General features: G+C 70.3%; 19 protein-coding genes. 17 read left to right on the forward strand and 2 right to left on the reverse strand.

What is annotated here, in order from left to right:
* The first annotated feature begins 38 nt into the window (after positions 1 to 38).
* The 5 genes from JYA75_RS18165 (at position 39) to JYA75_RS18185 (ending at position 9342) form a co-directional block, all read left to right on the forward strand.
* Positions 39 to 644: an XRE family transcriptional regulator gene (locus JYA75_RS18165; RefSeq protein WP_006939377.1), complete on the forward strand. Its 606-nt coding sequence runs from the start codon at positions 39 to 41 to the stop codon at positions 642 to 644.
* 528 nt (positions 645 to 1172) lie between these two features.
* The gene (locus tag JYA75_RS18170; protein ID WP_006939375.1) at positions 1173 to 2177 is read left to right on the forward strand and encodes a hypothetical protein; all 1005 of its coding nucleotides are present in this window, start codon (positions 1173 to 1175) and stop codon (positions 2175 to 2177) included.
* A 183-nt stretch (positions 2178 to 2360) separates the two neighbouring features.
* Positions 2361 to 3827, forward strand: a complete 1467-nt coding sequence (locus JYA75_RS18175) for a TIGR02677 family protein (RefSeq protein WP_185713475.1) — start codon at positions 2361 to 2363, stop codon at positions 3825 to 3827.
* Positions 3824 to 5194 (forward strand): DUF2398 family protein, encoded by a 1371-nt coding sequence (locus JYA75_RS18180; RefSeq protein ID WP_006939367.1) that lies wholly within the window; start codon positions 3824 to 3826, stop codon positions 5192 to 5194. Before JYA75_RS18175 ends, JYA75_RS18180 begins: the two co-directional genes overlap by 4 nt.
* Positions 5191 to 9342: a TIGR02680 family protein gene (locus tag JYA75_RS18185; protein WP_006939366.1), complete on the forward strand. Its 4152-nt coding sequence runs from the start codon at positions 5191 to 5193 to the stop codon at positions 9340 to 9342. The genes JYA75_RS18180 and JYA75_RS18185 overlap by 4 nt, the downstream gene beginning before the upstream one ends.
* A gap of 277 nt (positions 9343 to 9619) precedes the next feature.
* Here the strand turns inward: JYA75_RS18185 and JYA75_RS18190 are convergent, their stop codons facing one another.
* Entirely contained in the window at positions 9620 to 10585 is a 966-nt protein-coding gene (locus JYA75_RS18190; protein ID WP_185712755.1) for an alpha/beta hydrolase, read from the reverse strand.
* 158 nt (positions 10586 to 10743) lie between these two features.
* Between JYA75_RS18190 and JYA75_RS18195 the strand changes: the two genes are divergently transcribed.
* From JYA75_RS18195 to JYA75_RS18205, 3 genes are read left to right on the forward strand one after another with little or no spacing between them, the layout of a single operon-like run.
* Complete coding sequence (locus JYA75_RS18195; protein ID WP_050035252.1) at positions 10744 to 11415, forward strand: hypothetical protein; 672 nt, start codon at positions 10744 to 10746, stop codon at positions 11413 to 11415.
* Positions 11408 to 12763, forward strand: coding sequence for a glutamine synthetase (locus JYA75_RS18200; protein ID WP_050035251.1), 1356 nt, complete (start codon positions 11408 to 11410; stop codon positions 12761 to 12763). The genes JYA75_RS18195 and JYA75_RS18200 overlap by 8 nt, the downstream gene beginning before the upstream one ends.
* Positions 12760 to 13533 carry a gamma-glutamyl-gamma-aminobutyrate hydrolase family protein gene (locus JYA75_RS18205; protein WP_050035250.1) on the forward strand — a complete coding sequence of 258 codons (774 nt, stop codon included), beginning with the start codon at positions 12760 to 12762 and terminating at the stop codon, positions 13531 to 13533. Before JYA75_RS18200 ends, JYA75_RS18205 begins: the two co-directional genes overlap by 4 nt.
* A 67-nt stretch (positions 13534 to 13600) precedes the next feature.
* On the opposite strand, the gene JYA75_RS18210 is transcribed toward JYA75_RS18205, so the two are convergent.
* Positions 13601 to 14281 (reverse strand): TetR/AcrR family transcriptional regulator, encoded by a 681-nt coding sequence (locus JYA75_RS18210; protein WP_050035249.1) that lies wholly within the window; start codon positions 14279 to 14281, stop codon positions 13601 to 13603.
* Positions 14282 to 14769: 488 nt separating this feature from the next.
* On the opposite strand from JYA75_RS18210, the gene JYA75_RS18215 reads away from it, so the two are divergent.
* From JYA75_RS18215 to JYA75_RS18255, 9 genes are all read left to right on the forward strand, one after another.
* Entirely contained in the window at positions 14770 to 16392 is a 1623-nt protein-coding gene (locus JYA75_RS18215) for an AMP-binding protein (RefSeq protein ID WP_231772830.1), read from the forward strand.
* 10 nt (positions 16393 to 16402) lie between these two features.
* Positions 16403 to 17197, forward strand: coding sequence for an enoyl-CoA hydratase/isomerase family protein (locus JYA75_RS18220; protein ID WP_050035246.1), 795 nt, complete (start codon positions 16403 to 16405; stop codon positions 17195 to 17197).
* Entirely contained in the window at positions 17197 to 18291 is a 1095-nt protein-coding gene (locus tag JYA75_RS18225; protein ID WP_185713474.1) for a Zn-dependent alcohol dehydrogenase, read from the forward strand. The genes JYA75_RS18220 and JYA75_RS18225 overlap by 1 nt, the downstream gene beginning before the upstream one ends.
* Positions 18292 to 18335: 44 nt before the next feature.
* The gene (locus tag JYA75_RS18230; RefSeq protein ID WP_050035244.1) at positions 18336 to 19793 is read left to right on the forward strand and encodes an aldehyde dehydrogenase family protein; all 1458 of its coding nucleotides are present in this window, start codon (positions 18336 to 18338) and stop codon (positions 19791 to 19793) included.
* A 112-nt stretch (positions 19794 to 19905) separates the two neighbouring features.
* The gene (locus JYA75_RS18235; RefSeq protein WP_050035243.1) at positions 19906 to 21570 is read left to right on the forward strand and encodes an NAD(P)/FAD-dependent oxidoreductase; all 1665 of its coding nucleotides are present in this window, start codon (positions 19906 to 19908) and stop codon (positions 21568 to 21570) included.
* Positions 21567 to 21947, forward strand: coding sequence for a hotdog domain-containing protein (locus tag JYA75_RS18240; protein WP_050035242.1), 381 nt, complete (start codon positions 21567 to 21569; stop codon positions 21945 to 21947). The genes JYA75_RS18235 and JYA75_RS18240 overlap by 4 nt, the downstream gene beginning before the upstream one ends.
* Positions 21944 to 23242: an FAD-binding oxidoreductase gene (locus JYA75_RS18245; protein WP_185712753.1), complete on the forward strand. Its 1299-nt coding sequence runs from the start codon at positions 21944 to 21946 to the stop codon at positions 23240 to 23242. Before JYA75_RS18240 ends, JYA75_RS18245 begins: the two co-directional genes overlap by 4 nt.
* Positions 23243 to 23319: 77 nt before the next feature.
* Positions 23320 to 24015, forward strand: coding sequence for a hypothetical protein (locus tag JYA75_RS18250; RefSeq protein WP_050036361.1), 696 nt, complete (start codon positions 23320 to 23322; stop codon positions 24013 to 24015).
* Complete coding sequence (locus tag JYA75_RS18255; protein ID WP_144415024.1) at positions 24012 to 25358, forward strand: NAD(P)/FAD-dependent oxidoreductase; 1347 nt, start codon at positions 24012 to 24014, stop codon at positions 25356 to 25358. Before JYA75_RS18250 ends, JYA75_RS18255 begins: the two co-directional genes overlap by 4 nt.
* Positions 25359 to 25495 lie beyond the last annotated feature (137 nt).

Raw genomic sequence — 25495 nt, forward strand, 5'->3', positions numbered from 1 at the left:
CCCGCAACGTTGTTTGCCGATATGGCAAAGCGTGGGGCATGGACGACCTCGACCGAGCGCTCGAGACGGTCGGGCCCCGGCTTCGCGCGCTGCGGCGCAAACGCGAGACCACGTTGGCCGATCTCTCGGCAGCGACGGGCATTTCAGTGAGCACCCTGTCCCGACTCGAGTCCGGCACCCGCCGACCGACGCGCGAACTGTTGCTGCCCCTGGCCCGCGTGCACGGGGTGATGCTCGACGAGCTGGTGGGCGCCCCACCGACCGGCGACCCGCGCATTCATCTGCGTCCGATCACTCGTCACGGCATGACCATGGTGCCGCTCACCCGGCGCGCCGGCGGCATCCAGGCGTACAAGCTGGTGATCCCCGCCGACAGCGGCCGCGGGGAACCGGATCGCCAGACCCCTGAGGGCTACGAGTGGCTCTACGTCCTCAACGGACGGCTGCGACTCGTCCTGGGTGAGGACGACCTGGTTCTCGTGCCCGGGGAGGCGGCCGAGTTCGACACTCGCGTGCCGCATTGGTTCGGCGCCGCCGATGCCGCACCGGTCGAGTTCCACAGCCTGTTCGGCAAGCAGGGCGAACGGGCGCACCTTCGTGCCCGACCGGCCTCGAAAATCGTTCCGCACCAGCCTGATCCGTAGCCGGGCACCCGGTGCGCCCCGCCCCGGCGGTGGGCCCGGAAGGGCCGACGGGCCACCGCCGAGTCCGTCGTGGCACCCTCCCCACTTTTCGAACCCCCCGCACCCCTGACTCACCATAAGGGGGAGTTATGACGATCAAGCCAACCCATGCATATGTGCGTACCTCTGCCTCTCCCGAGCAACGATTGGACCGATTGCTCGTAACGTTTCGAGTTTCGCATCGCCTCACTAACCTCTTGAACTGGCATTACTATATTTAATTCATTTCATTTCATAATTATTTTCATTTTGTGATACGTACGGATAACCCGGATGAACACTCCGGAGTCCGATATCGGGCCCGCGAAGGCCCGGGCGGAAGGCCCCCTCTCCTCGTGGGTGTGGCGGATGGTTTCGTTCGAGAAGCGACTGGGATGGAGTATTCGGTAAATTACTGGGTTCCGTATGAATCCGATTCCGTAACCGTGTTTCGGCCCCTTCCCCCACCTGATAGATATGGCTGCAACCACTGCCCGAGACGAGGACTCCGTGAGCGAAGCGAGCACCGGCGAATCCCTACCCGACGAGCGCCCGAAGCCGGGACGACCGCGGAAGTACGCGTCCGCCGCCGACCGGGTCAGGGCCTACCGGGAACGGGAACGACAGAAGAGGGAGGCGGCCTCGCTGGCCGAGCCGACCACTCCCCCGGGTCCGGCCGAAGCAGCCACCAACCTGGCGTCCGCCGTCGCCGCACTCCGCACCCTGAGCGCGACGACGCTCGAGCAGTACAGCGCCGTCGCCGCGCAGATCACCGCCGCCGTCGACAAGCTCACCGACCCGGACGCGCTCGAGGCGCAGATGAACCGGGCCACCACGGAACTGGCGAAGGTGAAGGCGGACGCGGACGCCAGGATCGCCCGCCTGCGCGAGCAACTCGCCCAGGCGACCGAGGACCGCGACAACGCGGAGGCCGCCGTAGAGGCCGTCGACCGGGAGCTGGCGGACGCCCGCGCGGCGCACGACACCCGGATCCGGGAACTGGAGACCGCACATCGCGACGAGTCGACGCGAGCGGCCCAGGAGCACGCGGACACCCTGCGCGCCTGGCAGGAACGCATCGATGCCACCGCGGCCGCGCACGCCGCGGAGCTCGCCGAGTACCGGTCGACCGTCACCACCCAGCAACAGCAGCTCGCCCGGCTCGAATCGGAACTCGCGACCCTGCGTGACGATCTGGTGCACACCCGCGCCGCCGCGGAGAAAGAGGCAGCCACGGCCGCCGCGGCCACCGCCCGGCTCGACACCGATCTCACCGCGGAACGCGCCCGCGTCGAGAAGCTGCGCGGCGCCCTGGAAGAGGCCCGCATCGCGGCGGCGGCCGCCCAGGCCGCCGAGACCGCGGCCCGCGACCGGGGCGACGAACTTCGGGCCGAGATCGTCGACCTGCGCGGCGAGCGGGATCGGCTACGGGTCGACCTCACCGCGGCGCGCGCCGCAGCGGCCGAGTCCCGCCACGAGGCGGACACGACGCAGACGGCGCCGGCCGAGAGCTGACCGGGCGGCGGGATCCCCGACCCCGGCGGCGGCCGGACGCCCATGAAGGGCACGGGCTGCACCTCCGCCCGGGTGTGGCGCGCACGGCACCGGGGGTTGCGCGGCACGAGGGCCGCCCCCGCCTACCCTGTCACGGTGAACGAAACGCAGCCGCCCGCCGGGCCCACCGATCCGGGGGCCGGGGTGCAGCACGACCGGCTCCGGTTGTTCTCGTTCGCGACGGCCGAGAAGCGGGCCGAATACCTCTGGGTGCTGCGTGCTTTCGACCTCGCCCGCGCCAACTACGTGGTGCTGCTGCACGCCGCCGAGGTCGCGGCGATCCTCGAGCGGACCGGCTCGGCGGATCCGGCGGCGGCGCTGTCGGCCCAGGACCTCGCACCGCTGCTCGAGCAGCTGCACGCCTGGGGTGTGCTCGAGCGCAGCTACGACGGCACCCGGGCGGCGTCGCTGGCCGAGTACCGCAACCGGCACTACGTGTATCAGTTCGGCCGGGCCGGTTATCACGCCTTCCGGGCCGTGGAGGATGTGCTGCGGGCGCGCGGCGAGGACGCGTCGCTGTCGCGTCTCGCGCTGGCGGATCTGCTGGCCGACCTGACCGAGCTGGCGGCCGCGAACGCGGCCGGGGACGGAGAGCTCATCTATCGCAAGCTGTCGCGGCTGGACACGACGTTGTCGGACATGGCCGAGCGGGCCGCGGGGTTCTATCTGATGCTCGGTGACCTGGTGCGCACCACCGAGGTCACGCCCGAGTCGTTCCTGGCGCACAAGGATGCGGTGCTGGCGCACATGCGCGAGTTCAGCACGGACCTGGCCCGCTACGCACCGAAGCTGGCGGCCGCGCTGGCACGGGTGCAGGAGACGGGGATCGACCGCATGCTGGGGTTCGCCGCCGCGCACGACGAGCGGGTGCTGCTGCCCGCACCCGAACGGCAGGCGGACTGGCGAGCCCGATGGCGCGGCCTCGAGCGGTGGTTCGTCGGCGCCGGGGACGTGCCGAGCGAGTCGGAGCGGTTGCGGGAGGGCACGATGAGCGCGATCGCGGCGGTGCTGGCGCTGCTGCGCCGGGTGACGGAGACCCGGCGCGGCGGGGTGAGCCGCGAGTCGCAGCTGCGGCACCTGGCCGGCTGGTTCGCGGCCGCGCCGAGCGAGGAGTCGGCGCACGCGCTGTTCGGAGCGGTGTTCGACCTGGGCCGCCCGCGTCACTTCTCCGCCGTGCATCCCGACCCGGAGACGATCCCGGTCACGACGTCGTGGTGGGAAGCGGCACCCGTCCCGATCGCCCGGACGCTGGCCGAGACCGGGCGCACCCCGTCGGCGGGGGCGCCGGCGCGGGTGCAGCGCAACGAATCCGGGATCCGGCGGTTGCGGGAGCGGCAGCTGGCGGCGCAGCGGGCGCGGGCCGAGGCGGCGCGATCCCTGGCGGCGGGCGGCGTGGACGAGCGGGAGTTGTCCGAGCCGGAGACCGAGGTGCTGTTGAGCCTGCTCGACGCGGCACTGTCGGCGCGCGTTCCGGTCAGCGGCACCGTGCCGGGGGCGACGGGCACGCAGAACGGGGTGCGGCTGACGTTGAGCCCGGCCGCGGAGGGCACGGTGGTACGCACGGCGCGGGGCCGGCTGCATCTGGACGGGCTGCGGGTGAGCGTGCAGTGAGGGCCCGGCGGATCTCGCCGCTCGACCGGGATTCGTACCAGCGGGCGGCGCGCCTGATCCTGTCGCACCATCTGGTGACCGCGCAGTACCCGGACCGGGCCGCGCTGCCGCTGCTGCGCCGGTGGGCGACGGAGCTGCGGGAGGACCTGCTCGAGTTGTTCGGATACCGGCTGGAGGTGACCGAGACGACCGCGCGGTTGTTCACCGTCGCGGACCGGCTCGATCCCGGGGGCGGCGCGCGCACGGTCACCGACCGGCCCTTCGACCGTCGCCGGTACGCCTACCTGGCGCTGGCGCTGGCGGCGCTGGGACGCGCCGGCGGGCAGATCACGCTGTCGGAACTGGCCGAGCAGGTCGCGTCCGAGGCCGGCCAGGTGCCCGGGGTGGAGCTGGCCACCGAGCGTGCGACCGACCGGGACGCGTTCGTCGACGCGGTGGCGTGGCTCGCCGCGCGGGGGGCGATAACGCTGGCGGACGGCGACGCCGGCGGCTGGGTGTCGGATCCGGACCGGGGTGAGGCGCTCTACGACATCGACCGGCCCGTGGTGGCGGCGCTGTTCCGGCCGCCGCGCGCGCTACAGCACCTGCGCTCGGTGCGGGGCCTGCTCGCCGCCGGTGACGGCCGCGACGGGGACCGGATCGCGGACACCGCCGAGGTGGCACGGCGGGTACGGCGGGCGCTGGTGCAGCGACCGGTGGTGTACGCCGAGGAACTCGACGACGACGCGCGGCTGCAGCTGGCGCTGCCACGGACGACCGCGGGGATCGAGCTGCTGACGGGGCTGGTGGCCGAGCGGCGCGCGGAGGGCGTCGCGCTGGTGGATTCGTCGGGGCGGATGTCGGATCTGCGGTTCCCGGGGGTGGGAACGGTTCCGCAGGTGGCGTTGTTGCTGGCCGGGGAGATCTGCGCGCGGGTGTCGGATCCGGAGTCGGTGCCGGTGCGGTTGCCGAGGCCGGCGGATGCGGAGGCGGAACTCGAGGCGGGACTGGACGCGGCGATTCCGGCGGCCGGGGTGTTCGCGTCGCTGGCCGGTGATGCCGGCGCCGGGCCGGCGGACACGACACCGGCGCAGCAGCCGGCGCCGACGCATCCGCTGGTCGAGGACAGCTGGCTGGCGGAGACGGCGGCGAGGCTGGTCGACGAGTTCGGCCGTACCTTCGCCGCGCAGTGGCAGGCCGACCCGGCGGGCCTGCTGGAGGCGGCGGTGACGTTGTTGCAGCGGCAACGGTTGGTGGCACGGGTGCCGGGTGGGGTGCTGGCGTTGCCGGCGCTGGCCCGGTTCCGGGGAGTGGTGGTGACGGTGCGCGAACGCGACCCGCGCCTCGCGCCGGCCGGTGAGGATTCGAACGAAGCGGAGATGTCGTGAGCAGTGCCCGTTTCCGGCCGACACGTGCCGGGATCATCAATCTGTGGGACTACCGGGACCAGGAGTTCTCGTTCGCGGACGGCCGGCTGGTGCTGCGCGGGCCCAACGGGTCGGGCAAGACCAAGGCGCTCGAGGTGCTGTTCCCGTTCGTGTTCGACGGGCGTATCGAGCCGCGGCGGCTGAACCCGTTCGCCGGCGAGGAGCGCACGATGCGGTCCAACCTGCTGTACCAGGGGCAGGACAGCGCGTATTCGTATGTGTGGATGGAGTTCTGCCGCGGCCGCCGGGACGATCCGGAGGCGGTGACCGTGGGGGTCGGGATGCGGGCGGCGCGCGGCAACGACAAGGTCACGCGGTGGTATTTCGTCGTCGACGGCCGGGTCGGTGTGGACTTCTCGCTGCTGGATGCGGCCGATCGCCCGCTGACGCGACGGCAGCTGATCGAGGAGGTCGGGGCCGACGCGGTCACGGACCGGCCGGTGGACTACCGGGCGGCGATCGATGCGCGGTTGTTCGGGCTCGGGATCGAGCGGTACGACCAGCTGATCAACCTGATCCTGACGCTGCGCCGGCCGCAGCTGGCCAAGAACCTGGACCCGAAGGGGTTATCGCAGGCGCTGACCGACGGGTTGCGGCCGCTGGACGAGCAGCTGGTGCTCGAGGCGGCGCGGTCGTTCGCCGACATGGAGGAGGTCTCGCGCGCGCTGGAGTCGCTGGCGGCGGCGGACGAGGCGGCGCAGCGGTTCGTCGCGGTGTATGCGACCTACCTGGGTCAGCAGGCCCGCGCCGACGTCGACCGGCTCGGGGCGCGGTTGGCGGCGGTCGAGAGCGGGAGTGCGGAGTGGACGGCGTCGGTGACGGCGTTCGACCGGGCCGGCGCGGAGCGGGCGCAGGCCCACGAGCGGCTCGAGCTCGCGGAGCGGGACCTCGAGCAGGCCCGGGCGACTCTCGAGGCGCTGCAGCGGTCGAGCGCGTACGAGGGCAAGCAGCAGCTCGACGATCTGGCGCAGGTGGTGGCGGACCTCGAGCGCACCACGGCCGGGCAGGCGGAGCAGGCGCAGCGCGCGAGGGCGGAGCTGGCGCAGCGCGACGAGGAGGCGCGGCGGGCCGCGGCCGCGGCGACGGACGCGGCGGCCGCGGTGGGCCGCGCCGAGGACGCACTCGCCGCGGCGGCGCGGGATGCGGGTGTGGAGTGGGCGCCGCCGGCCGAGGACGCGCCGGGCGAGCAGATCGCGGCGACGGTGGCGGCGTGTGCGGAGGAGCGGGCCGCGGATGTGCGGGCGGTGCGGGCGGCGGTGGCGGCCGCGGAGGGCGCGGCGGCGGCGCGGGTGCGGGCCGAGACGACCGCCGAGCGGGGCCGGGCGCAGCTCGAGTCGGCCCGGGCGGCGGTGGCCACGGCGGACGCGGTGGTGGAGCTGGCCCGCGCGGAGGCGTCGAACCTGTTGCGGGAGTGGTGGGTCGGTCACCGGGACACGTGGTCGGTGCTCGGCCTGCCGGAGGAGCTGGTCGAGGCGCTGGCCGCGGCGATCGCGGCGGCCGGCGACGACGAGGCCGCGACGCCGGCGGCGGCGCTGGCCGAGCGCACGGCCCCGGTGGTCGAGGAGTTGCGGTTCCGCGGCCGCGGCCTGGAGGCGGAGATCACGCACGCGCGGGAGCGGATCGCGGTGTTGCGGGCCGAACGGGACCTGGTCGAGGCCGAGCGCGACGACGCTCCCCCGTCGTTCCCGATGCGGCCGACCGGGTCGTCGGACCCGTCGGGGGCGCCGCTGTGGCGGCTGGTGCGGTTCGCGGACGACGTGAGCGCGGAGGCGGCCGCGGGACTCGAGGCCGCGCTGGAGGCGGCGAACCTGCTGACGGGCTGGGTGTGCGGCGGTGCGGGGGACGTGCCCGCGGGGGCGGTCGCGCTGATGCCGGTGCCGCCGGCGCAGCGCCCCACCGGCCGGACGTTGGCCGACGTGCTGGTGGTGGAGCCGGACACCGGGGTGCCGGCCGAGCGGGTGCGGGCGGTGCTGGCGTCCGTCGCGGTGCGGGATGCGGTGACGGACGAGACCGGCCCGGCCGTCGACGAGCGGGGCGGCTACCGCCAGGGGGTGCAGCTGGGTCGGCACACGAAGGCGGAGGTCGAGTACATCGGGGCCACCGCGCGGGCCCGTCGCCGTCGCCTGCGGGTGACCGAGCTCGACGCGGAGATCGCCGCGGCGCAGAACCGGATGGCGGGCGCGGAGGCGGAGCGGGCGGAGCTCGACGGACGGCTCGCGCAGCTGGAGCGGGCCGCGGCGGCGGTGCCGCGCACCGGCGCGGTGCTGGCGGCGCTGCGGAAGGTCAGCGAGTGCGCGGGTGCGCTGCGCACTGCCGGGGAGGCGGCGGCCGCGGCGGACCGGGACCTCGATCAGGTGATCGCCGAGTGCGCCGTGAAGGAGCAGCGGGTGCGCTCGGTCGCGGCCCGGCACCGGGCGCCGCACACGGCCCGCGAGCTCGAGCATCTGGCGGCGGCGATCCGGTTCTTCGAGTCGCAGGGCCAGGCGGTGCTGCGCGCCCGGCGTGAGCACGTCGCCGCGGCCGAGCGGGCGCGGGAGGCGCAGGTGCGGCGCGACGACGCCCGGCTGGCGGCGGAGGAGTCCGCCGAGCGGGCGGTGACGGCCGAGGAGTCGCTGGGGCAGCAACAGCAGCGGCTGGGGACGCTGCGCGAGGCGTTGGGTGCCGACGCGCAGCAGATCGACGCGCAGCTCGCGCAGGCGCGCGAGCGGATCGAGGCGGCGCGGGTGGAGCAGCGCGCCGCGCGCCGCGCGCACGACGACGCGGTCGAGCGGCTCGGGAAGGCGGAGGCGGCGCACGTCGCGGCGGAGCAGGCGCTGCGGTCGGCGCTGACCGAGACGCGGGCCGACGCCGCACAGCTGGCGCCGTATGCGCGGCCGGACGTGCTGTCGCTGCTGGGAATCTCGGAGGAGCTGCGGTGGCCGTCGGCGGCGGCGTGGCCGGCGCCGGAGCAGGTGGTGGACCGGCTCGCCCGGGCGGGCGGGGACGTGCCTGCGGTGCCCGCGGAGGTGGGGGCGCTGTACGCGGCGCTGGCGGCGGCGACGGCGACGATCAAGGGCGGGGACGGTGCCCGCAAGGCGGCCCGGTCGGCGTTGACGTCGGCGTTACAGGAGTTCGACGGGCAGCTCGCGGCGGCCGGTCAGGACTATCGGCTGCAGTGGGACGCGCCGGACGGGTTGACGGTGGTGCGGGTGCAGGACGAGCAGGGGTTTTCGTCGGTGGCGGAGTTCGCGGTGCGGATCTCGGCGGCGCGGCGGGATCAGGAGCTACTGCTGACCGACGCGGAGCGGCGCATCCTCGAGGATGCGCTGCTGGCGGGGCTGGCGCAGCAGATCCACGAGCGCACCGAGGACGCGCGGGATCTCATTGCCCGGATGGGGGCGGAGATGCGGCAGCGGCGCATGTCGTCGGGTACGACGGTGGGGGTGCGGTGGGTGCCGGCCGATCATCTCGACGATCAGGCGCGGGCGGTGTGCCGGCTGCTGGACCGGGAGGTCTCGGCGCTGGGGCCGGTGGAGCTGGCGAGCGTCCGGGCGCATTTCGCGGCGCGGATCCGGGCGGAGCGGGCGGCGCATCCGGAGCGGTCGTATCCGGAGATCCTGGCGACGACGCTGGATTACCGGCGGTGGCGGGTGTTCGCGTTCGGGTTGATCGGGGCGGACGGCGCGGAGGACCGGCTGACGGTGGCGCGGCATTCGGCGTTGTCGGGGGGTGAGCAGTCGGTGTCGCTGCATCTGCCGTTGTTCGCGGCGGCGCATGTGATGCTGGATTCGGCGGATCCGCAGGCGCCGCGGCTGCTGGCGCTGGACGAGGCGTTCGCCGGGGTGGACGACAACGGCCGGGCGGAGCTGCTCGGGTTGAGCGTGCAGTTCGACCTGGATCTGTTCATGACGGGCTACGACCTGTGGATCACGTATGCCGGGGTGCCGGCGTGTGCGCACTACGATCTGGCGCATTCGGTGGCCGAGCACACGGTCGGGGCGACGCTGCTGGTGTGGTCGGAGGGCGGGTTGCTCGCCGAGCACGACGGGTCGGATCTGGCGGCGGCGCTGGGGTCGCCGGGCACGCGGCGGGTGCCGGTGCCGGTGGAGGGGGCGCTCGAGTTCGCGTAGGCGTGCGGGCGCTCCCCTACCGGATCGATGCGGGAGTCGGTGTATCCACCTCTGCTCTGATGTGCCGGCGGCGGGTGCTGTCTCTGGGCTGGGCGTGAGTTTGGTCTTCGGGTGGTATGTGTTTCGCATTTCATGGTATTCCGTAATGCTCGGATTTTTCTGGTGACGTTGTGATGCGTCGCAAACAGCAGGCCCCCGACGTCGAGTCGGCGCAGGTGCGATACCGATGCGCGTAGGGCGCAGGTCCGCCGCCCACAGTGCGCAGAACCGTGCGGAGCTATGTCCGCGCGATCTCGTGCAGGTACAGGCACACCTCGTCGATCGCCTGTTTCGTCTGCGCGAACATGCCGATCTCGGTGAAGAAGCCATGGAAGACGCCGGTATACCTGGTAAGCGAGACGGGGACGCCGTCACGCCGCAGCCGTGCCGCGTATGCCTCGGCGTCGTCCCGGATCGGGTCGACCTCTGCGGTCAGGATGAGGGCGGGCGGCAGGCCGCGCAGCGACTCGGCGCGCAGGGGTGCCGCGAGGTGGTCGCCCATCCGGTGTTCCGGGCCGATGTATTGGTCCCAGCACCAGCGCGCATCCGCGGTGCTCAACAGCGGTGCGTCGGCGAAGTCCGACCACGACGGCGCGGTGAATGTCCCGTCGACGGCGGGGTAGGCGAGCACTTGGGTGACCGGGAGGGGGCTGCGCTCGTCGCGTCGGTACAGGCACAGGGCGGCGGCGAGATTGCCGCCCGCGGAGTCGCCCCCGACCGCGAGGCGCCCCGGATCGATGCCGAGCTCCGGTGCTGTCCGGGTCAGCCACCCGTAACCGTCGATGCAGTCTTCCAGTGCTGCCGGGTATGGGTTTTCGGGGGCCAGGCGGTAGTCCAGGGATAGGACGGTCCAGCCGGACCCGGCGGCGATCGCGCGGCACAGCTTGTCGGCTCCGTCCAGGGTGCCCAGGACGAAACCGCCGCCGTGCAGGTAGACGAGGGCGGGCCTGCCACCGTTCGGAGCGGCACTGTCTGCGCGGTACAGGCGAGCCCGGATCGTACCTGCACGGGTCGGGACGGTCAGTTGTCGGACCTGATCCAGCGGCGTGAGCGGCTCGGCGGGTGCAGCCGTGTTCAGGAGCGCCCGGGTCCGCTCCGGTCCCAGCTGTCGGATGGGTTTCCGCAGGACCTGGGTGATCATCCGGGCCGCGGCCTTGGCATCGTCGTCGAGCAGATTCCACCAGGCGGGTGCGTTGTCGTTCATCTCGGGAACCTCGCAGGTCTTTGACAAGAAGTGATCTGTGCCTCATCATCATAGTCAGATGACCAAGACGTTTGACTATGAGTGGTCACATTCCCACCGGGATCCGCTGCCGACGGTGTACCGCGCACACGATCTCGTCGAATCGAAAGGACAGAAGGATGACCGAAACGACGATCGTCCCCGCGACACGCGGGGACGACGCGGTCGGCGGGGTCGACATTCGGATCGAGGACGATGCAAGTCCGATCGTCCGGCTGATCGGTCGGACCATCTCCGATTCCGTCCGCGCGGACGGTGCGGACGCCGTGGTGGCGGGGGTGGCAGGCACAGTCGCCGTCCGCTCCCACGACACCCCGCAGGCTGCGACGATCCGCATCTCGGACGGTGTCGTCGCGGTGTCGAGCGGTGTGTTCGTCGAGCCCGACCTCGCTTTGACCGTCGACCTGAACGCGCGGCTCGCCCTCGTCGGCGCGCCTGTTGTCGCAGGCGACGGTGATTTCCCCGCCAGGGCGCTGGCACTGCTGTCGCCGCCGCTACCGGACTGGCGGGTCGCCGCGGAGACGTTCTGGGCCGCGGCCCGATCGATACCGGGGATCCCCGACGTGCTCGTCGCCATTGCCGACGGCCCCGACGGTGTGGCCCAGCTGGTCGTCGGCGAGGGCGAGACCCACTATGCGATCGCCGGCCCCCCGGAACTGCTGGCCGGCATTTTCACGGGCGCCGACGACCTGATCGCCGCCCTGTCGACCGGTCTGATCGGCGTGCGCGGCACGCTCTCTCAGCTGTCGGTGCTGGTCGCCGCATCCTGGAAGGTTCGTTACGATGTCTGAAATCGCCGCCACCGCAACGGACCGCGACGCCGTCGTCCACACGGTCCGTCTCGAGGCCACCAATCACGATGGCTCGTTCCTCGGAAAGAGCTTGGCGCCCAAGAAGTTCGCCGCGGGCGCGGCCTCGGGCTTCGCGTTCGCCGATCTGCTGTTCGGTCTCGACCTGGGCAACGCGCCGACGTTCGGATTCGCCTACCCCGACTGGCGTGGGCACCTCGCCGACCTGCAGTTCCGGCCCGACATGTCGACCCTGGTGCAGTGGGAACCGGGTCTGCAGTCCGTGATCGGTGACTACTGGCAGGCGGACGGCACCCCGGTCGGGACCTGTCCGCGAAATCTGGCCCGAAAGCTGGTCGACCGACTCGCAACACGCGGTTTCACGGCCACCGTGGCGGTGGAGATCGAGGCGACCCTGTTCGAGGAGTCCATCCACGAGGCCCGCGCCAAGGGATATCGCGACCTGACCCCGCTCGGTGGTTCCGCCGGGACCGCGTATCACCTGGCGAAGTCGAAGGACTGGGTCGACTACATGTCGGCGGTCTCCCGTCGCCTCGGCGAGATCGGCATCGAGTGGGAGGCGTGGAGCGACGAGGATGCGGCCGGCCAGGTCGAACTCAACCTGATTCCCGGTGACCCGATCTCGGTCTGCGATGCCTGGGCTCGCACCCGGCAGGTGATGCGCGAGGTGGCCTTCGAACTCGGTCACACCGTGACCTTCATGGCCAAGCCGACGGCCGGGTACGGCCAGGCCTCGCACGTCAACCTGTCCCTGCAGCGCGACGAGACCAACGCGTTCTACGCCGCGGACGGGCCGTCGTCGACGATGCGGCATGCGGTCGGCGGGCTCCTTGCGACGATGCGGGGTGCGACGTCGATCATGCTGCCGCAGATCACCTCGTACCGCCGCCTGGTGGACCTGAGCGGGCCGCCCACGACGGTCACGTGGGGCATCGGCAACAAGAGCACCGCGGTGCGCGCGGTGTGCGGACACCCGGCGTACTCCCGCCTCGAGTACCGCGTTCCCGGCGCCGACGCGAACCTGTACCTCGCGGTCGCGGCCATTCTCGCCGGGGTGATCGCCGGCCTCGACGGCGCGATCGAGCCGCCCGAGCCGGTCACCGACATGGCGTGGTGTGTGCCCGACCTCGAGCGGTTGCCGGACACCATCACCAAGGCGGCCGCCGCTCTCGAGATGGACCCGATCCTGCGCGAACAGCTCGGGGACGAGTTCGTCGACTACTGGGTGGGCACGCGCCGCTGGGAGTGGATGCAGTTCCACACCACGGGCGGCGATCCGTTCGCCGAGCTCTCCGAATGGGAGTCGGCGCGATACTTCGAGTTCCCGTGAGCGCGGGGAACGCGACACCGGGCACCGTCCGGCCGCTGATCGGCATCACCGGCCGGCGGTTCCGGCTGGGGCTGGTGGGCGGCCTGGACCAGCGCTACGGTCACCTGTTCGCTGACGCCTTCATGTCCGACTTCTCGGACCGAATTGCCAGGGCCGGTGGGATTCCGGTGAACCTGCCCTACGATGCCGACTCTGAGGCACTGTGCCACTGGCTGGCGGGCGTGGTCGTCACCGGCGGCCAGGACGTTCACCCCGCGTGCTGGGGTGGCGATCTGTCGGTGGTCGGCGAGGTGGATCCGCGGGACGATCCGATGGTCCACGACCCCGACCGGGACGCGTACGAGATCGCGCTCGTGCATGCCGCACTTGCCAGAGACATCCCGGTCCTCGGGGTGTGCCGGGGCCTGCAGATCCTGAACGTCGCCCTGGGCGGCACGCTCATCGCAGACCTTCCGCCCGGCTCCGTCGAGCACCTGTCGGGTTCGGGCCCGCTCACCGACGGTGCCGACGACCACAAGGTGGCGTTCGCGCCCGGCTCGATCGCGGAACGACTGTTCGGCGCCAGCGCTGTGACCAACTCGTGGCACCACCAGGCGGTCGAGCGCTGCGGTACCGGCCTGGTGGTCACGGGGCGCACGGCCGACGGCGTCGTCGAAGCGGTCGAGCTGCCGGGCTCGGCGGTGCTCGGTGTCCAGTGGCACCCCGAGTGGATGGAGCGCGACGATCCGGCGCTGAGCTGGATCGTCGCCGAGGGCAACCAACGGATCTGACCCGGGAAAGACTGTCGGCCGCCACCGAAAGATGGCGGCCGACAGTTGTCCTTCGGTCGGCGCGGTATCAATCCACACTCACCCAGGACACGAGCGCACGCACGGTTTGCTCGGGCGAAGTCTTCGAGGCCCGGACCGGCGGACCGGCGGCCTCGCCGAGGTGTGCGGCCATCCAGGCGTCGAGCACGCCGAGGACCACGTCGATCTGTGGCTCCGCCGCTGTGCGGTCGGTGAACACCAGCCAGTTCAGCGCGAATCCGTCCGACAAGACGGACACGATGTAGGTCAGTTCGTCGAGGGTTTTCGGGTCGACCGACTGATCTGCAGCGGCCGCGGCGGCCTGGAGGATCGGCCGCATGGTCGCGAATGCTTCGTTGTACACCATCTCGGCCTGGTTGTCCTCCTGACGTTGGGCCCAGCTGATCAGCTCGACGATCGCCGCGCCGAAGTCCGGATTCGCCACGTACCACTCCAGCAGGCCGCGCAACAGAGTGCGCGCGGTGGTCGCCACATCGCCACGGATATCGTTGTGCGTCAGCACTTCTCGGTATCGACTGGCGACGTGATCGAAGACCGCCGCGAACAGCGCCTCCTTCGTGGCGAAGCAGTAGTGCAGCGTGGCCAGCGGAGCGTTTGCCTCCTGTGCGATGCGGCGGGTGGTGGCGCCGTCCACCCCGTGGGCGGCGATCATGCGCACGGCCGCCGCCACCAGTTCGGCGCGACGTTCAGCGGCGGGAATGCGAGCCATTCGTGCCTCCTGGCGAATCAAATACGAACGAATGATCAAGTCAATCCGACGCTACCAGCCCGATCTGCTCGGGCGCGCCGACTACACGTCCATCGACGTCGGCCTCCTCTCGGTGCGACCCGCACCCGAAGAGCAGTGGGAACGATCGAATGAGCACGCTCGGCCAGAGTGGGGCGATCGGGCGGGTCAGTCCAGCAGGAGCCGTCTCACCAGCGTAGTGATCACCTGGGCCGCGGCGGGGCCGAAAGAAATAGCCGTGCCGGCCGGTCCGGCCAGCAAAAAGAGGCACCCGACATCTTTTACAGTCGTTCGTCTTGATCATATGACCATGTTCTTCTACACTATGACGGAACCCACAGTCCGGCGCCGTCCGCGATCGGAGGGTCCCAGGCCACGCGCTCATCGCGGATGCGCCCTCACGACATGAGCTCGGAAGCTGCACCCCGCATCAGCGCCGCATCACACCCGACAGCCCGAAGAGGATGACCATGACCGGAGTCGAAGCAGTTCGACCAGAACGCGCGCCCACCCTGACCCGGATGGCGCAGGACCCGCCGATCGGCAACCTCGTCGACCTGCTCGCGACTCGAGCTGAGCGTTCCGCAGACCGGGAGTTTCTCCGGTTCGGCGACGAATCCTGGACCTTCGGCGAGGTCGATGAGTGGACGTCCAGACTGGCCCACCGACTGATCGACAAGGACGACGTCCACGTCGGTGACCGTGTCGCGATCATGCTGCCCAACGTGGTGCAGTGGCCCATCGCCTGGCTCGCGATCCTCAAGGCAGGCGGCGTCGCGGTGCCGGTGAACTCGTCGTATCAGCGCGCAGACCTCGACTTCGTGCTCCGAGACTCCGGCGCCCAGGTGATGGTCACCGACGCCGCCCACACCACGCTCGCCGAAGAGGTACGCGCCGCGAACGGCGATCTGACCGAGGTCCGGATCGTCGAAGCCACATCGTGTGACGAGCTCGCGCAGTATCCGGCCGACCGGCCGCAGGTCGCCATCTCCGGCGAGACGCTCGCCAACCTCCAGTACACCTCGGGGACCACCGGATTCCCGAAGGCGTGCATGCTGACCCACGACTATTGGGTCCGGCTGGGATGGGTCTGCGCGAGCGCGGCGGACCTGGGGGCCGACGACGTAGCACTCACCTCGCAGCCGTTCTCCTACATGGACCCGCAGTGGAACACCTCGCTGTGCCTCACGATCGGCGCGCCGCTGGTGGTGCTCCCCCGATTCTCCACCTCGGGTTTCATGGCCGACGTCCGCCGACACCGGGCCACGTTCTGCTACGTGCTCGGCTCGATGCCCACGCTGCTGTTCAAGCAACCGCCGAGCCCGCAGGACCGGGACAACGACCTGCGCCTCGTGCTGTGCTCGGCCATCCCCGTCGCGCTGCACGCGCAGCTCGAACAGCGTTGGGGCGCACCCTGGCGGGAGATCTTCGGGATGACCGAAAGCGGGGTCGACCTGGTCAGCCTCCCCGAGGACACCGCGGACGTCGGCGGTGGGCGGCTGGGGCGGCCGGTTCCGACCAAGCAGGTCCGGATAGTCGATCCGCAGGGCCGAGAGGTTGCCGAGGGAGAATCCGGTGAGCTGATCACCTCCGGCCGACCGATGATGCTCGGCTACTGGAACCGGCCCGAAGACACCGCGCAGGTCCTGCGCGACGGCTGGCTGCACACCGGCGATGTCGCGGTCCGCGAGGAGGACGGCTACCGCCTGGTGGGTCGGGTCAAGGACATGGTCCGCCGCGGCGGGGAGAACATCGCCAGCGCCGAGGTCGAACGCGTCCTCGAACGCGACGACACCGTCGTCACGGCGGCGGTGGTCGGCGTCCCGGACGAGCTGTTCGGCGAGGAAGTCAAGGCCTTTGTGCAGCTGGCTCCCGGCGTGGAAGAGAGCCGCGCGACGGCAGAGCGAATCATCGGCGGCACGCGAACCCAACTGGCGCGGTTCAAGATTCCGCGCTACGTCGAGTTCGTCGCCGATCTTCCGCGCACCCCGTCCGAGCGTGTGTCCAAGCCGGCGCTCCAGGCACGGTCCGCCGAGCATCCCGGCACCACCTACGACCTGCAGCCGCCGCGCACCGCCGGCAACGGCAACTGAGGAACCGGACATGACCGACAACTACCTGGACACCCACCTCGACCACGACGTCGCGGTGCTCACCCTGAACCGCCCGGCGAAGCTGAACGCGATGACCGTGGCCACGCGGGTGCTGCTCGCGCAGACGATCCGCCGGTTCGGAACGGGTGAGCTCGTCCGCGGGATCGTCCTCACGGGCACCGCGCGGGCTTTCTCCGCCGGTGAGGACCTGCAGACCGTGCCGACCGGCTACGACGAGATTCGCGAGGCCTTCGCGACTTTCCACGACATCACCCGCGCAATTCTCGAGACGAAGGTTCCCGTGATCGCGGCCGTGAACGGGATCGCGGTCGGCGGCGCCTCGGAGGTCACCCTGTGCTGCGACTCGCGGATCGGCACCCCCGAGGCCGAGTACTTCCAGCCGGAAAACCACCGCGGAATCATCATCTCGAACGCCTCGAGCGTCCTGATGGGCCGCCTGGTACGCAACCACGCGATGCGCATCATCCTCGGCTCCGAGCGGATCGGCGCGGACGAAGCCCTGCGGATCGGGCTGCTCGACGAGATCGTGGCCCCGCAGACATTGCTGGACCGCGCGGTCGAAGTGATCCGGCAGTGGAACTGCGATCCTCGCATCACCGCACTGCATCTGGGTCTGCTGCGGCCGTGCCCGGAAGACATCGAGGCCGCGTTCGCCCGCGAAGACGACGCCGCCCGCCAGGCCTGGGAGTCCGGCGCCTTCACCGAGGGCATCGGGAGCTTCTGGACATCGAAGAACGCGGCGCCGTCGGCGCCCGCACAGAGCACTCGAGAGCGGAGACGATGATGATCACCACCGAAGCAGCACTTCTCACCGCGGTGAACGAACCGCTGGAGTTCACCGAGATCCGGGTCGACGACCCGGAGCCCAACGAAGTCCGCTTGGCGGTCTCGAATGTCGGCCTGTGCCACAGCGACCTGCACTACATGACCGGAACCGTGGGCGCCGACCTGCCCGTGGTGGTCGGGCACGAGGTGGCGGGCGTCGTCGAGTCGGTCGGCTCCGCGGTGACCTCGTTGCGTCCGGGCGACCGCGTCGTCGGTGCCCTCACGCCCTCGTGCGGGTTGTGCCGCAACTGCCAGGCCGGGCACTCGACGCAGTGCCAGCGTGTCCGGCAGATCCGGCAGCGGCCCCGCCCCGCTTTCCAGCTGCCGGGAGGTCAAGTCGTCGAGCGGCTCGGCGACGTCGGCGCGTTCTCCCGCCACACCCTGATGCGGGAGAACGCGCTGGTGAAAATGCCCGACGAGGTGGGGCTGCACGTCGGGTGCCTGCTGTCGTGCTGCATCATCACCGGCGTCGGCGCCGTCTTCCGCGGCGCGCAGGTACGCCCTGGCGCCACCGTGGCCGTGATCGGCTGCGGCGATGTCGGGTCCGCCATCATCCAGGGGGCGCGGCTCGCCGGTGCCTCGGCGATCGTCGCCGTGGATCTCGACGATGCCCGGCTCGCGGCGGCCCGTACATACGGTGCCACCCACGTGGTGAACGGCGCAGTCGATGTCGCCACCGAGATCCGGAAGACGCTCGGCGACGGCGTGGACTATTCGTTCGAGGCCGTCGGTTCCGCGCGTACCGCGGCTACCGCACTGTCGGTCCTGCGGGCCACGGGCACCGCATGCCTGGTCGGCATCGCCCCCGACGGCACCGACCTCACGGTGCCGGCCTCGGACTTCTTCTTCGGGGAGAAGCGCCTCATCGGCTCCTACATGGGCTCGGGCCACGCCCGCGAGGACATCACCCAGTTCGCCCGTCTGTACCTGCAGGGCCGCCTGCTGCTCGACGAAATGGTCACCGACGTGATCCCGTTCCGCGAGATCGACAAGGGCTTCGAGGCGATGGGGTCGGGCGAGGTGACCCGCATCGTCGCCGACCTCACCGTGTGAGCACACCGGCCCCGCCCCCACCGACGCACCGAAGGAAGCCGCAGATGTCGAAGCTGCACCTGCCCCAGCCGACCAACTACATCGCCGACGAGTGGTCCGAGTGCCGGACGATCCCGGAGGCGTGGAATCTCGATCCCAACACCGGCCAACCCGTCCACCGCGCCGTCACCACCAGCTCGGACGATGTGGAGCGCGCACTGCGCCATGCCGAGCGGTCCTACGGCTTCCGACGCTGGGATGACGCGGCGAGCGAGGAACGCGCGGCGGTCATCGAGCGTGCGGCCGACGTCGTCGAGGCCCGGATCGAGGACATCGCCCGGACCGATGCTCTCACCAGCGGCGTCCCGATCGCACAGGCTCGGATGGTCGCGCAGTTCCTTCCGCACCGGATCCGCTCGTCGGCGGCGGACCTGCGCACCATCCCGCGTCGCACGGCGTTGGAGGCCGGGGGCCGCGACGTGCGGCTGTACAAGGTTCCGTGGGGCCCCGCAGCCATCCTCACCCCGTGGAACGGCCCTAGTTTCATCCCCGCCGCGAAGATGGTGAGCGCGCTGGCCGCCGGCTGCCCCGTCATCCTCAAACCGTCCGAGTACGCGCCGAGCAGCGCCCAGATCGTCGTCGAGTGCTTCGTCGAGGCCGGCCTGCCCGACGGTGCGCTGCAGCTCGTCCACGGCGCGGGCGACGTGGGCGCGGCACTCACCGGCGATCACCGCGTGAAAATCGTCTCGTTCACCGGCGGCCCGAACGCCGGCCGCGCGATCGCCCGCGCGGCGGCCGAAGACTTCAAGGTGCTCCAGCTCGAGCTCGGCGGCAACAACCCGGCCCTCGTGCTGGACGACGCCGACATCGACGTGGCCGCCGACGCGATCCTGGACGGGATGACCAAGCTCAACGGTCAGTGGTGCGAGGGCCCCGGAAAGGTGCTGGCGCACAAGAGTCTCGTCGAGCCGCTGCTCGACGCGCTGCTCGATCGGATCTCCCGTATCGACATCGGGCACTCGCTCGAGGAGAACACGCAGCTGGGTCCGATCTCGAACGCCCCGCATTTCGCCACGCTGCAGAGCCGGATCGACGAGCTGCGGGCCCACGGTGCGAGCATCCATCAGCCCGCAAAGCTGCCCACCCTCGACGGGTTCTTCCTTTCGCCCACCGTCGCGTCGGGAGTCGACGCGTCGGTGGCGACCGCCGAGTTGTTCGGGCCGCTGATCAGTCTGCATGCCGTGGAGTCCGATGAGGACGCTTTGCGCGTTGCCAACGCCGACCCCTCGGGTCTCGACGCGTACGTGTTCGGCGGCGATCTGGACCGCGCGATCGAGGTCGGATCCCGGGTGCTGGCGGGTGAGGTGCGTGTCAACGGGGCCAAGATCGCCGATCTCGCCGACGGCTCGGCCCAGAGTTTCTGGGGTACTTCCGGAATCGGCGGTCACGCCCCCGGGGAGTCCGTCCGGGTGTTCTGCGGCGACCGCGTGGTCGGCGTCGACGCACCCGATTTTCCGATGTAGCGACCGCGGCTGCATTCGCCACACCCCTCGACTGTGACCGGGACCACTGGTCTACTTCTTCTAAGTCATTTGATCCAGTCATTTGACCGTTTCGATGAAAGCGACACATGCCATGAACCCCACCCCCTCCTCGACGACCGCGGTCGTCGATGTCATCGGTGTCGGCGCCGGATTCTCCGGGCTCTACCTCTCCCACCGGCTCACCACCGCCGGGTGGACCTTCTCCGGTTTCGAAGCCGGCCGCAGCGTCGGCGGCACCTGGTTCTGGAACACCTACCCGGGGGCCCGCTGCGACGTCGAGAGCATCTACTACTCGTACTCGTTCGACGAGGCACTCCAGCAGGAATGGACGTGGAGTCAGCGATTCGCGCCGCAGGCCGAGATCCTCGGTTACATCAACCACGTGGCCGACCGCTTCGACCTGCGCAGGCACTTCACGTTCAATACCCGCGTGGTCGGCGCGAGATGGAACGCGGCCGACCGGCTGTGGGAGGTGCAGCTGGACAACGGCGAGACCCGCCGCAGCCGCTACGTGATCTCGGGCGCCGGCGGTCTGTCCACCCCCAAGGACTTCGACGTGCCGGGCCTCGAGAACTTCACCGGTCTCCAGGTGTCCACCAGCCGGTGGAACATCTCGCTCGACGACCTCGCCGGCAAGCGTGTCGCCGTGATCGGCACCGGATCCTCGGGCGTGCAGGCCATCCCCCTGATCGCACAGGTCGCCGAGCACGTCACGGTCTTCCAACGTACCCCGAATTACGTGATGCCGGCCCGCAACACCGACCTCTCCCCAGCGCAGATCGACTCCATCAAAAGCAACTACCCGACGATCCGCGAGGAATGCCGGCACTCCCCCGGAGGCATCCCCGATCGTCCCGCGGTCGACAGGGCCTTCGACGTGTCGGACGAGGAGCGTCAGCGGCGCTACGAGGCGGCCTACGAGCTCAGTGGATTCAACGGCGTCGGTGCCGAGTTCGCCGACCTGCTCACCGACGTCGAGGCGAACCGGACCGCGTCGGAATTCATCCACAACAAGATCCGGGAGATCGTCAAGGATCCGGCCACCGCCGAACTGCTGGTGCCCAAGTACCACTCTCTAGGCGCCAAGCGCAGCTGCTTCGGAACGGACTACTACGAGACCTTCAACCGGCCCAACGTGTCGTTGGTGTCGCTGCGCGACGAGCCGATCGAGACGATGACCACGAACGCAATCGTCACCTCGACGGGGACGTACGAGGCGGATGCCGTGGTGCTCGCCATCGGGTTCGACGCCTTCACCGGCCCGCTGTACGGGCTGAACCTCACCGGTGCCTCCGGCCGGAAACTGCAGGAGGCCTGGCACGACGGTGTCCGCACGTACCTCGGGATCATGACCGCGGACTTCCCCAACTTCTTCATGGTCGGGGGCCCGCAGAGTCCCGCGCTGGCGAGCAACGTGGTGATGACCATCGAACAGGCCGTCGACTGGATCGCAGACCTGCTCGAGCACACCCGCGACTGCGGCGCCACCGTCGTCGAGGCCACCGCCGAGGGCCAGAACGACTGGGTGAACATCACCGAGGAGACCGTCGCTGCCACCCTGTACGCCACCACCGACTCGTGGTACCGCGGCTCCAACGTCGCCGGCAAGCCCAACACCTTCATGGGCTACGTGGGCGGCGTCGGCAAGTACCGCCGCATGTGCACCGAGATCGCCAAACGCGGCTACCCCGGCATCCAGCTCGACGGCGAGGCACAGTCCCGCCACCTGGGCCCGATCCATCAGGAGATCTCGTGAGCACGGCAGTCCACCGACGCTACGTCGCCTTCTCCGACGCGCACTACGCGGGCAATCTGGTCGACGGCGCCTTCGCCCTGAAGTTGTTCGGAGACGTCGGCACGAACCTGTCGATCGAGATCGACGGCCACGAGGGCCTGTTCGCCGGCTACTCGTCCGTCGAGTTCCTCGCCCCGGTCCGCGGCGGCGACGTCGTCGAGGCCGAGGCCACGTTGGTGAAAAAAGGCAACCGCAGCCGCACGGTCGACTTCGAGCTCCGGGTGATCTGCCGCGCGGCGGACGACTCCGGCCGGTCCGAGGTCCTCGAATCGCCGCTGGTCGCGGTGCGCGCTCGCGGCACCGCGGTCATCCCTGCCGGGAAGGAGCGAGCGTCATGAAACTGATCCACGAGACGGGTTGGGCCCCACCGCCCGCCACCGTCGCACCACCCCTGACCGGTGACATCGACTGCGATGTCGTGGTGATCGGAGGCGGCGGGGGCGGCATGTCGGCCGCCCTCCGCCTCGCCGAGAAGGGCGTCGACGTGGTCCTCCTCGAGGCACAGACCCTCGGCTGGGGCGCCAGCTCCCGCAACGCCGGATACATCACGAACTCGGTCGCCGCCGACCCGGAGCTGCTGGGTCTACTGCTCGAGGCTGAGCGATTGCGCCACCTGTACCGGTTCGCCGAGAACGCGGTGCACTTCGCCGAGGACGCCATCACCCACCACGGGATCGACTGCGGCTACCAGCAGGCCGGCATCGTGATGGCCGCGGTGTCCAAGGGGCAGCTGCGGCGCGCGCGCCGCAACGCGAAGGTCTTGGCCGAGGCCGGATCGTCGGCCGAGTTCGTCGAGGGTCGTGCCGCGGGCCTTCCGGACGGCTTCCTGGGCGGAGTGCGCGAGGGCGTCGGCGGCACGCTCAACCCGGGTGAGTTCGTCCTCGGCCTGCGGGCCGCGACGATCACGTCCGGTGTGCGCGTCTACGAGCACACCCCCGCCCGCGACGTCACGGACACCGGCGGCGGGGTCACCGTCGACACCCCGGACGGACGGGTTCGGGCTCGCAAAGCACTGCTGACCACGAACGCCGACAGCGCGGGCCTGTCCATCGCGCCGAAGAACCTCGCCACCCCGGTGTGGACCTCCCTGGTCGAGACGGAACCCGTCACCCCCGAGCGACTCGACGAGATCGGCTGGACCAGCCGCGCCCCGATGGTCACGCTGCACATGATCCTCGAAAGCTACCGCCTCACCCCCCGGGGCACCATCGTGTTCGGCACCCGCCGCCTACAGACCGGCCGGACCCCCCTCCCGGACCGCACCCCCGACCAGCACGTCGCCGACGACCTCGTCCGCGGATTCCACGAGCGATTCCCAGGCCTGCGCGACGTCCCGCTACAGCAGGCCTGGGGTGGCTGGATCGGCATGAGCTCCACGTGGCTCCCCGTCGCCGGCGAGGCCTCCGACAACGTGCTCTACTCGCTCGCCTGCAACGGCCACGGCTTCGCCCAGGCACAGTACGTGGGCCATCTGCTGGCAGATCGGATCAGCGGCGCGGCGCTGCACGACGATCTGGCGGCGATCTGGCACGGCCGCAAGCACTTCCGACGCAGCTTCGTCAGCGGCCCCGCCCTGTACGCAGGCTGGCTCGCCGATCGCGCCTCGGACCGCCTGGCAGCCCTGACGAAATAACAAATCGCCCCGACCCGGTTGCTCGGATTCTTCATCGCTCATCCGAACGGCTGATGTCATCACGCAAGGAGAAGGCCATGTCCATCCGAGAACTGCTCTTCGCGGCCGCGGACATCTGGATGATCACCGTCGGATTCACCTACGGAATCAAGTTCCTTCGGAACTACAAGAACTATCTGCTCGGCATCGAGTGGATCATCGTCGCGACGTCGGGTACGAACTTCCTGATCTACGGCCTCGTCGAGGCTGGTCACGACAGCCCGATGTACGCCGCCGCATACTTCCTGGACGCCTTCTCCCGGTCCATCGGTATCACGCTGATCCTGGTGCTCGGACTGATGAAGGTCACCCACCGGTACAAGCCGTCCGCGGCGGTGGACATCGGTGCGTTCGCTCTCGCGACCGTGGTGGGCATCGTCCTCAGCCAGTTCGCTGAGGAGATCGGCACCCCCGGCAAGATTTTCTACCTCGTGGCCAACGTGCTCACCACGATGTTCCTGATCTACTTCGTCCAGCGCCTGTGGAACATCGGCGAGCGTGGGCATGCTGTGTGGGCCGCCGTGGCCACCGCCTGCGGGTTCGTCATCGCCGCGACCTACGACTTCGTCCACATCTCGGGCGACGACGCGGAGCACACGATCTTCTACATCTTCGCCCTGTCCACCTGGGGCCTGCAGATGTTCGTCTACTACCGCGCCTACCGGGCGTTCGACGCCCACAACAAGTGCGTCGACGCCCAGGCGGTCAGCAGCGACGCTCCAGCCACGGCTTGAGCCACGAAGAGACCACCGAGGTAGTCGTCGTCGGCGCCGGAATGGCAGGTTTGACGGCGGCGACCACGCTGGCGCCGGAGATCGACGTGGTTGTGCTTGAGTCCACCGATCGCACGGGCGGGCGAGTCGAGACCGTGCGGCAGGGCGACTACTGGATCAATGTCGGCACCCAGTTCACCGAGGGCACCGGCACGCTGATCGATGCGCTCAACCGGCACGGCATCGAGATGGGTTCGCTCGCAGGCAAGAGCGTCGCGCTGTACCTGAACGGCGGGGTGATCGACACCTCGAATCCCGTCGCGCTCATGTTCCGCACCCGGATGACCATCCTGGACCGTCTCGGGATGGCCATGGTCGGTGCACGCATCCTGGCGGTGATGCCGTTCCTGGAGTCGCAGCGCCGGATCGCGCAACGGGTTCGCGCCAGGCTCGACACCACGCTGGCGTCGTACCTACTCACGGGAGTCCGGTCGGAGCTGGCCGCCGCTGTCGTCCGGTCGTGGTCGGCGCAGTGGATGGGATGCGAGGTGGAGGAGACGGCCGCCACCCAGTTCGTCACGTCGGTGGGCCTCGCGCTGGCCGACCCGGAGAAGATCCCGAACTTCTCGCTGCCGGTGGGTGGCAACCAGACGCTGACCGACGTGCTGACGGAGGATCTCGGTGACCGGATCCGGCTGAACTCGGCGGTGCACTCGGTGCGGCAGGACGGTGACGGCGTGGTCGTCGACTACCACGACGGTGACCGACCGGTGCGGCTGCGGGCCGAACGCGCGATCGTGACCACCCCCGCCGACATTGCCGAGCGGATCATCCCGGACCTTCCCCAGCAGCACCGGAACGCGTTCAACGACATCACCTACGGGCGGTACGTGATCGTCGGATTCTTCACCGACGAAGTCGGGCCGCAGCGCTGGGACGACCACCTCGGCATCTCTACGCCGCAACTGTCATTCCAGGCGATGTTCAATCACGCCGCGGCGATGCGGAGCGGCGGCGAGCGTAAACCGGGTGGCGCCCTGGCTTGTTTCGCCGGCGGGGCTCAGGCCGACTCTTTGCTCGACCTGCCCGACGAGGAGATCGTGGCGCGATTCGCCGAGGACCTACTCGCCGTGTTCCCCGAGCTGGAAGGGAAACTGGGCGAGGGCATCGTGCGACGTCACCGCCGGGTCGTGCCCTTCTGGGCGCCCGGGCGGAGGAACTCGCTTCCGACGTTGCGTGATCCGCTCGGACCCATCTACCTCGCCGGCGACTACCAGCTCGATCTGCCGTCGCTCGCCGACGCAGCCACGTCGGGCGAACGAGCGGCGAACGCCGTACTGGCGAATCTGAACCGACCGCGATAGACGAGGACCCGGCAGCCCAGCGTGATCAGTCGTTTCCCCAGACTCCCGGGGTGCGGGGTAGGTCGCCGACGAACCGCATCGGTTCGTCGACACCGCGACGGTTGGCTGGCGCAAGATGCCGCACTGCGGCGCTGGCG

This window comes from Rhodococcus sp. PSBB066, from assembly GCF_017068255.1.
In the GTDB taxonomy this organism is placed as follows: domain Bacteria; phylum Actinomycetota; class Actinomycetes; order Mycobacteriales; family Mycobacteriaceae; genus Rhodococcus; species Rhodococcus aetherivorans.

Bases quoted from the DNA above. Each gene is read 5' to 3' on its own strand.
- JYA75_RS18165 (WP_006939377.1), top strand. From the start codon at position 39: ATGGACGACCTCGACCGAGCGCTCGAGACGGTCGGGCCCCGGCTTCGC.
- JYA75_RS18190 (WP_185712755.1), bottom strand. From the start codon at position 10,585: ATGAACGACAACGCACCCGCCTGGTGGAATCTGCTCGACGACGATGCC.
- JYA75_RS18195 (WP_050035252.1), top strand. From the start codon at position 10,744: ATGACCGAAACGACGATCGTCCCCGCGACACGCGGGGACGACGCGGTC.
- JYA75_RS18200 (WP_050035251.1), top strand. From the start codon at position 11,408: ATGTCTGAAATCGCCGCCACCGCAACGGACCGCGACGCCGTCGTCCAC.
- JYA75_RS18210 (WP_050035249.1), bottom strand. From the start codon at position 14,281: ATGGCTCGCATTCCCGCCGCTGAACGTCGCGCCGAACTGGTGGCGGCG.
- JYA75_RS18215 (WP_231772830.1), top strand. From the start codon at position 14,770: ATGACCGGAGTCGAAGCAGTTCGACCAGAACGCGCGCCCACCCTGACC.
- JYA75_RS18220 (WP_050035246.1), top strand. From the start codon at position 16,403: ATGACCGACAACTACCTGGACACCCACCTCGACCACGACGTCGCGGTG.
- JYA75_RS18225 (WP_185713474.1), top strand. From the start codon at position 17,197: ATGATCACCACCGAAGCAGCACTTCTCACCGCGGTGAACGAACCGCTG.
- JYA75_RS18230 (WP_050035244.1), top strand. From the start codon at position 18,336: ATGTCGAAGCTGCACCTGCCCCAGCCGACCAACTACATCGCCGACGAG.
- JYA75_RS18235 (WP_050035243.1), top strand. From the start codon at position 19,906: ATGAACCCCACCCCCTCCTCGACGACCGCGGTCGTCGATGTCATCGGT.
- JYA75_RS18245 (WP_185712753.1), top strand. From the start codon at position 21,944: ATGAAACTGATCCACGAGACGGGTTGGGCCCCACCGCCCGCCACCGTC.
- JYA75_RS18250 (WP_050036361.1), top strand. From the start codon at position 23,320: ATGTCCATCCGAGAACTGCTCTTCGCGGCCGCGGACATCTGGATGATC.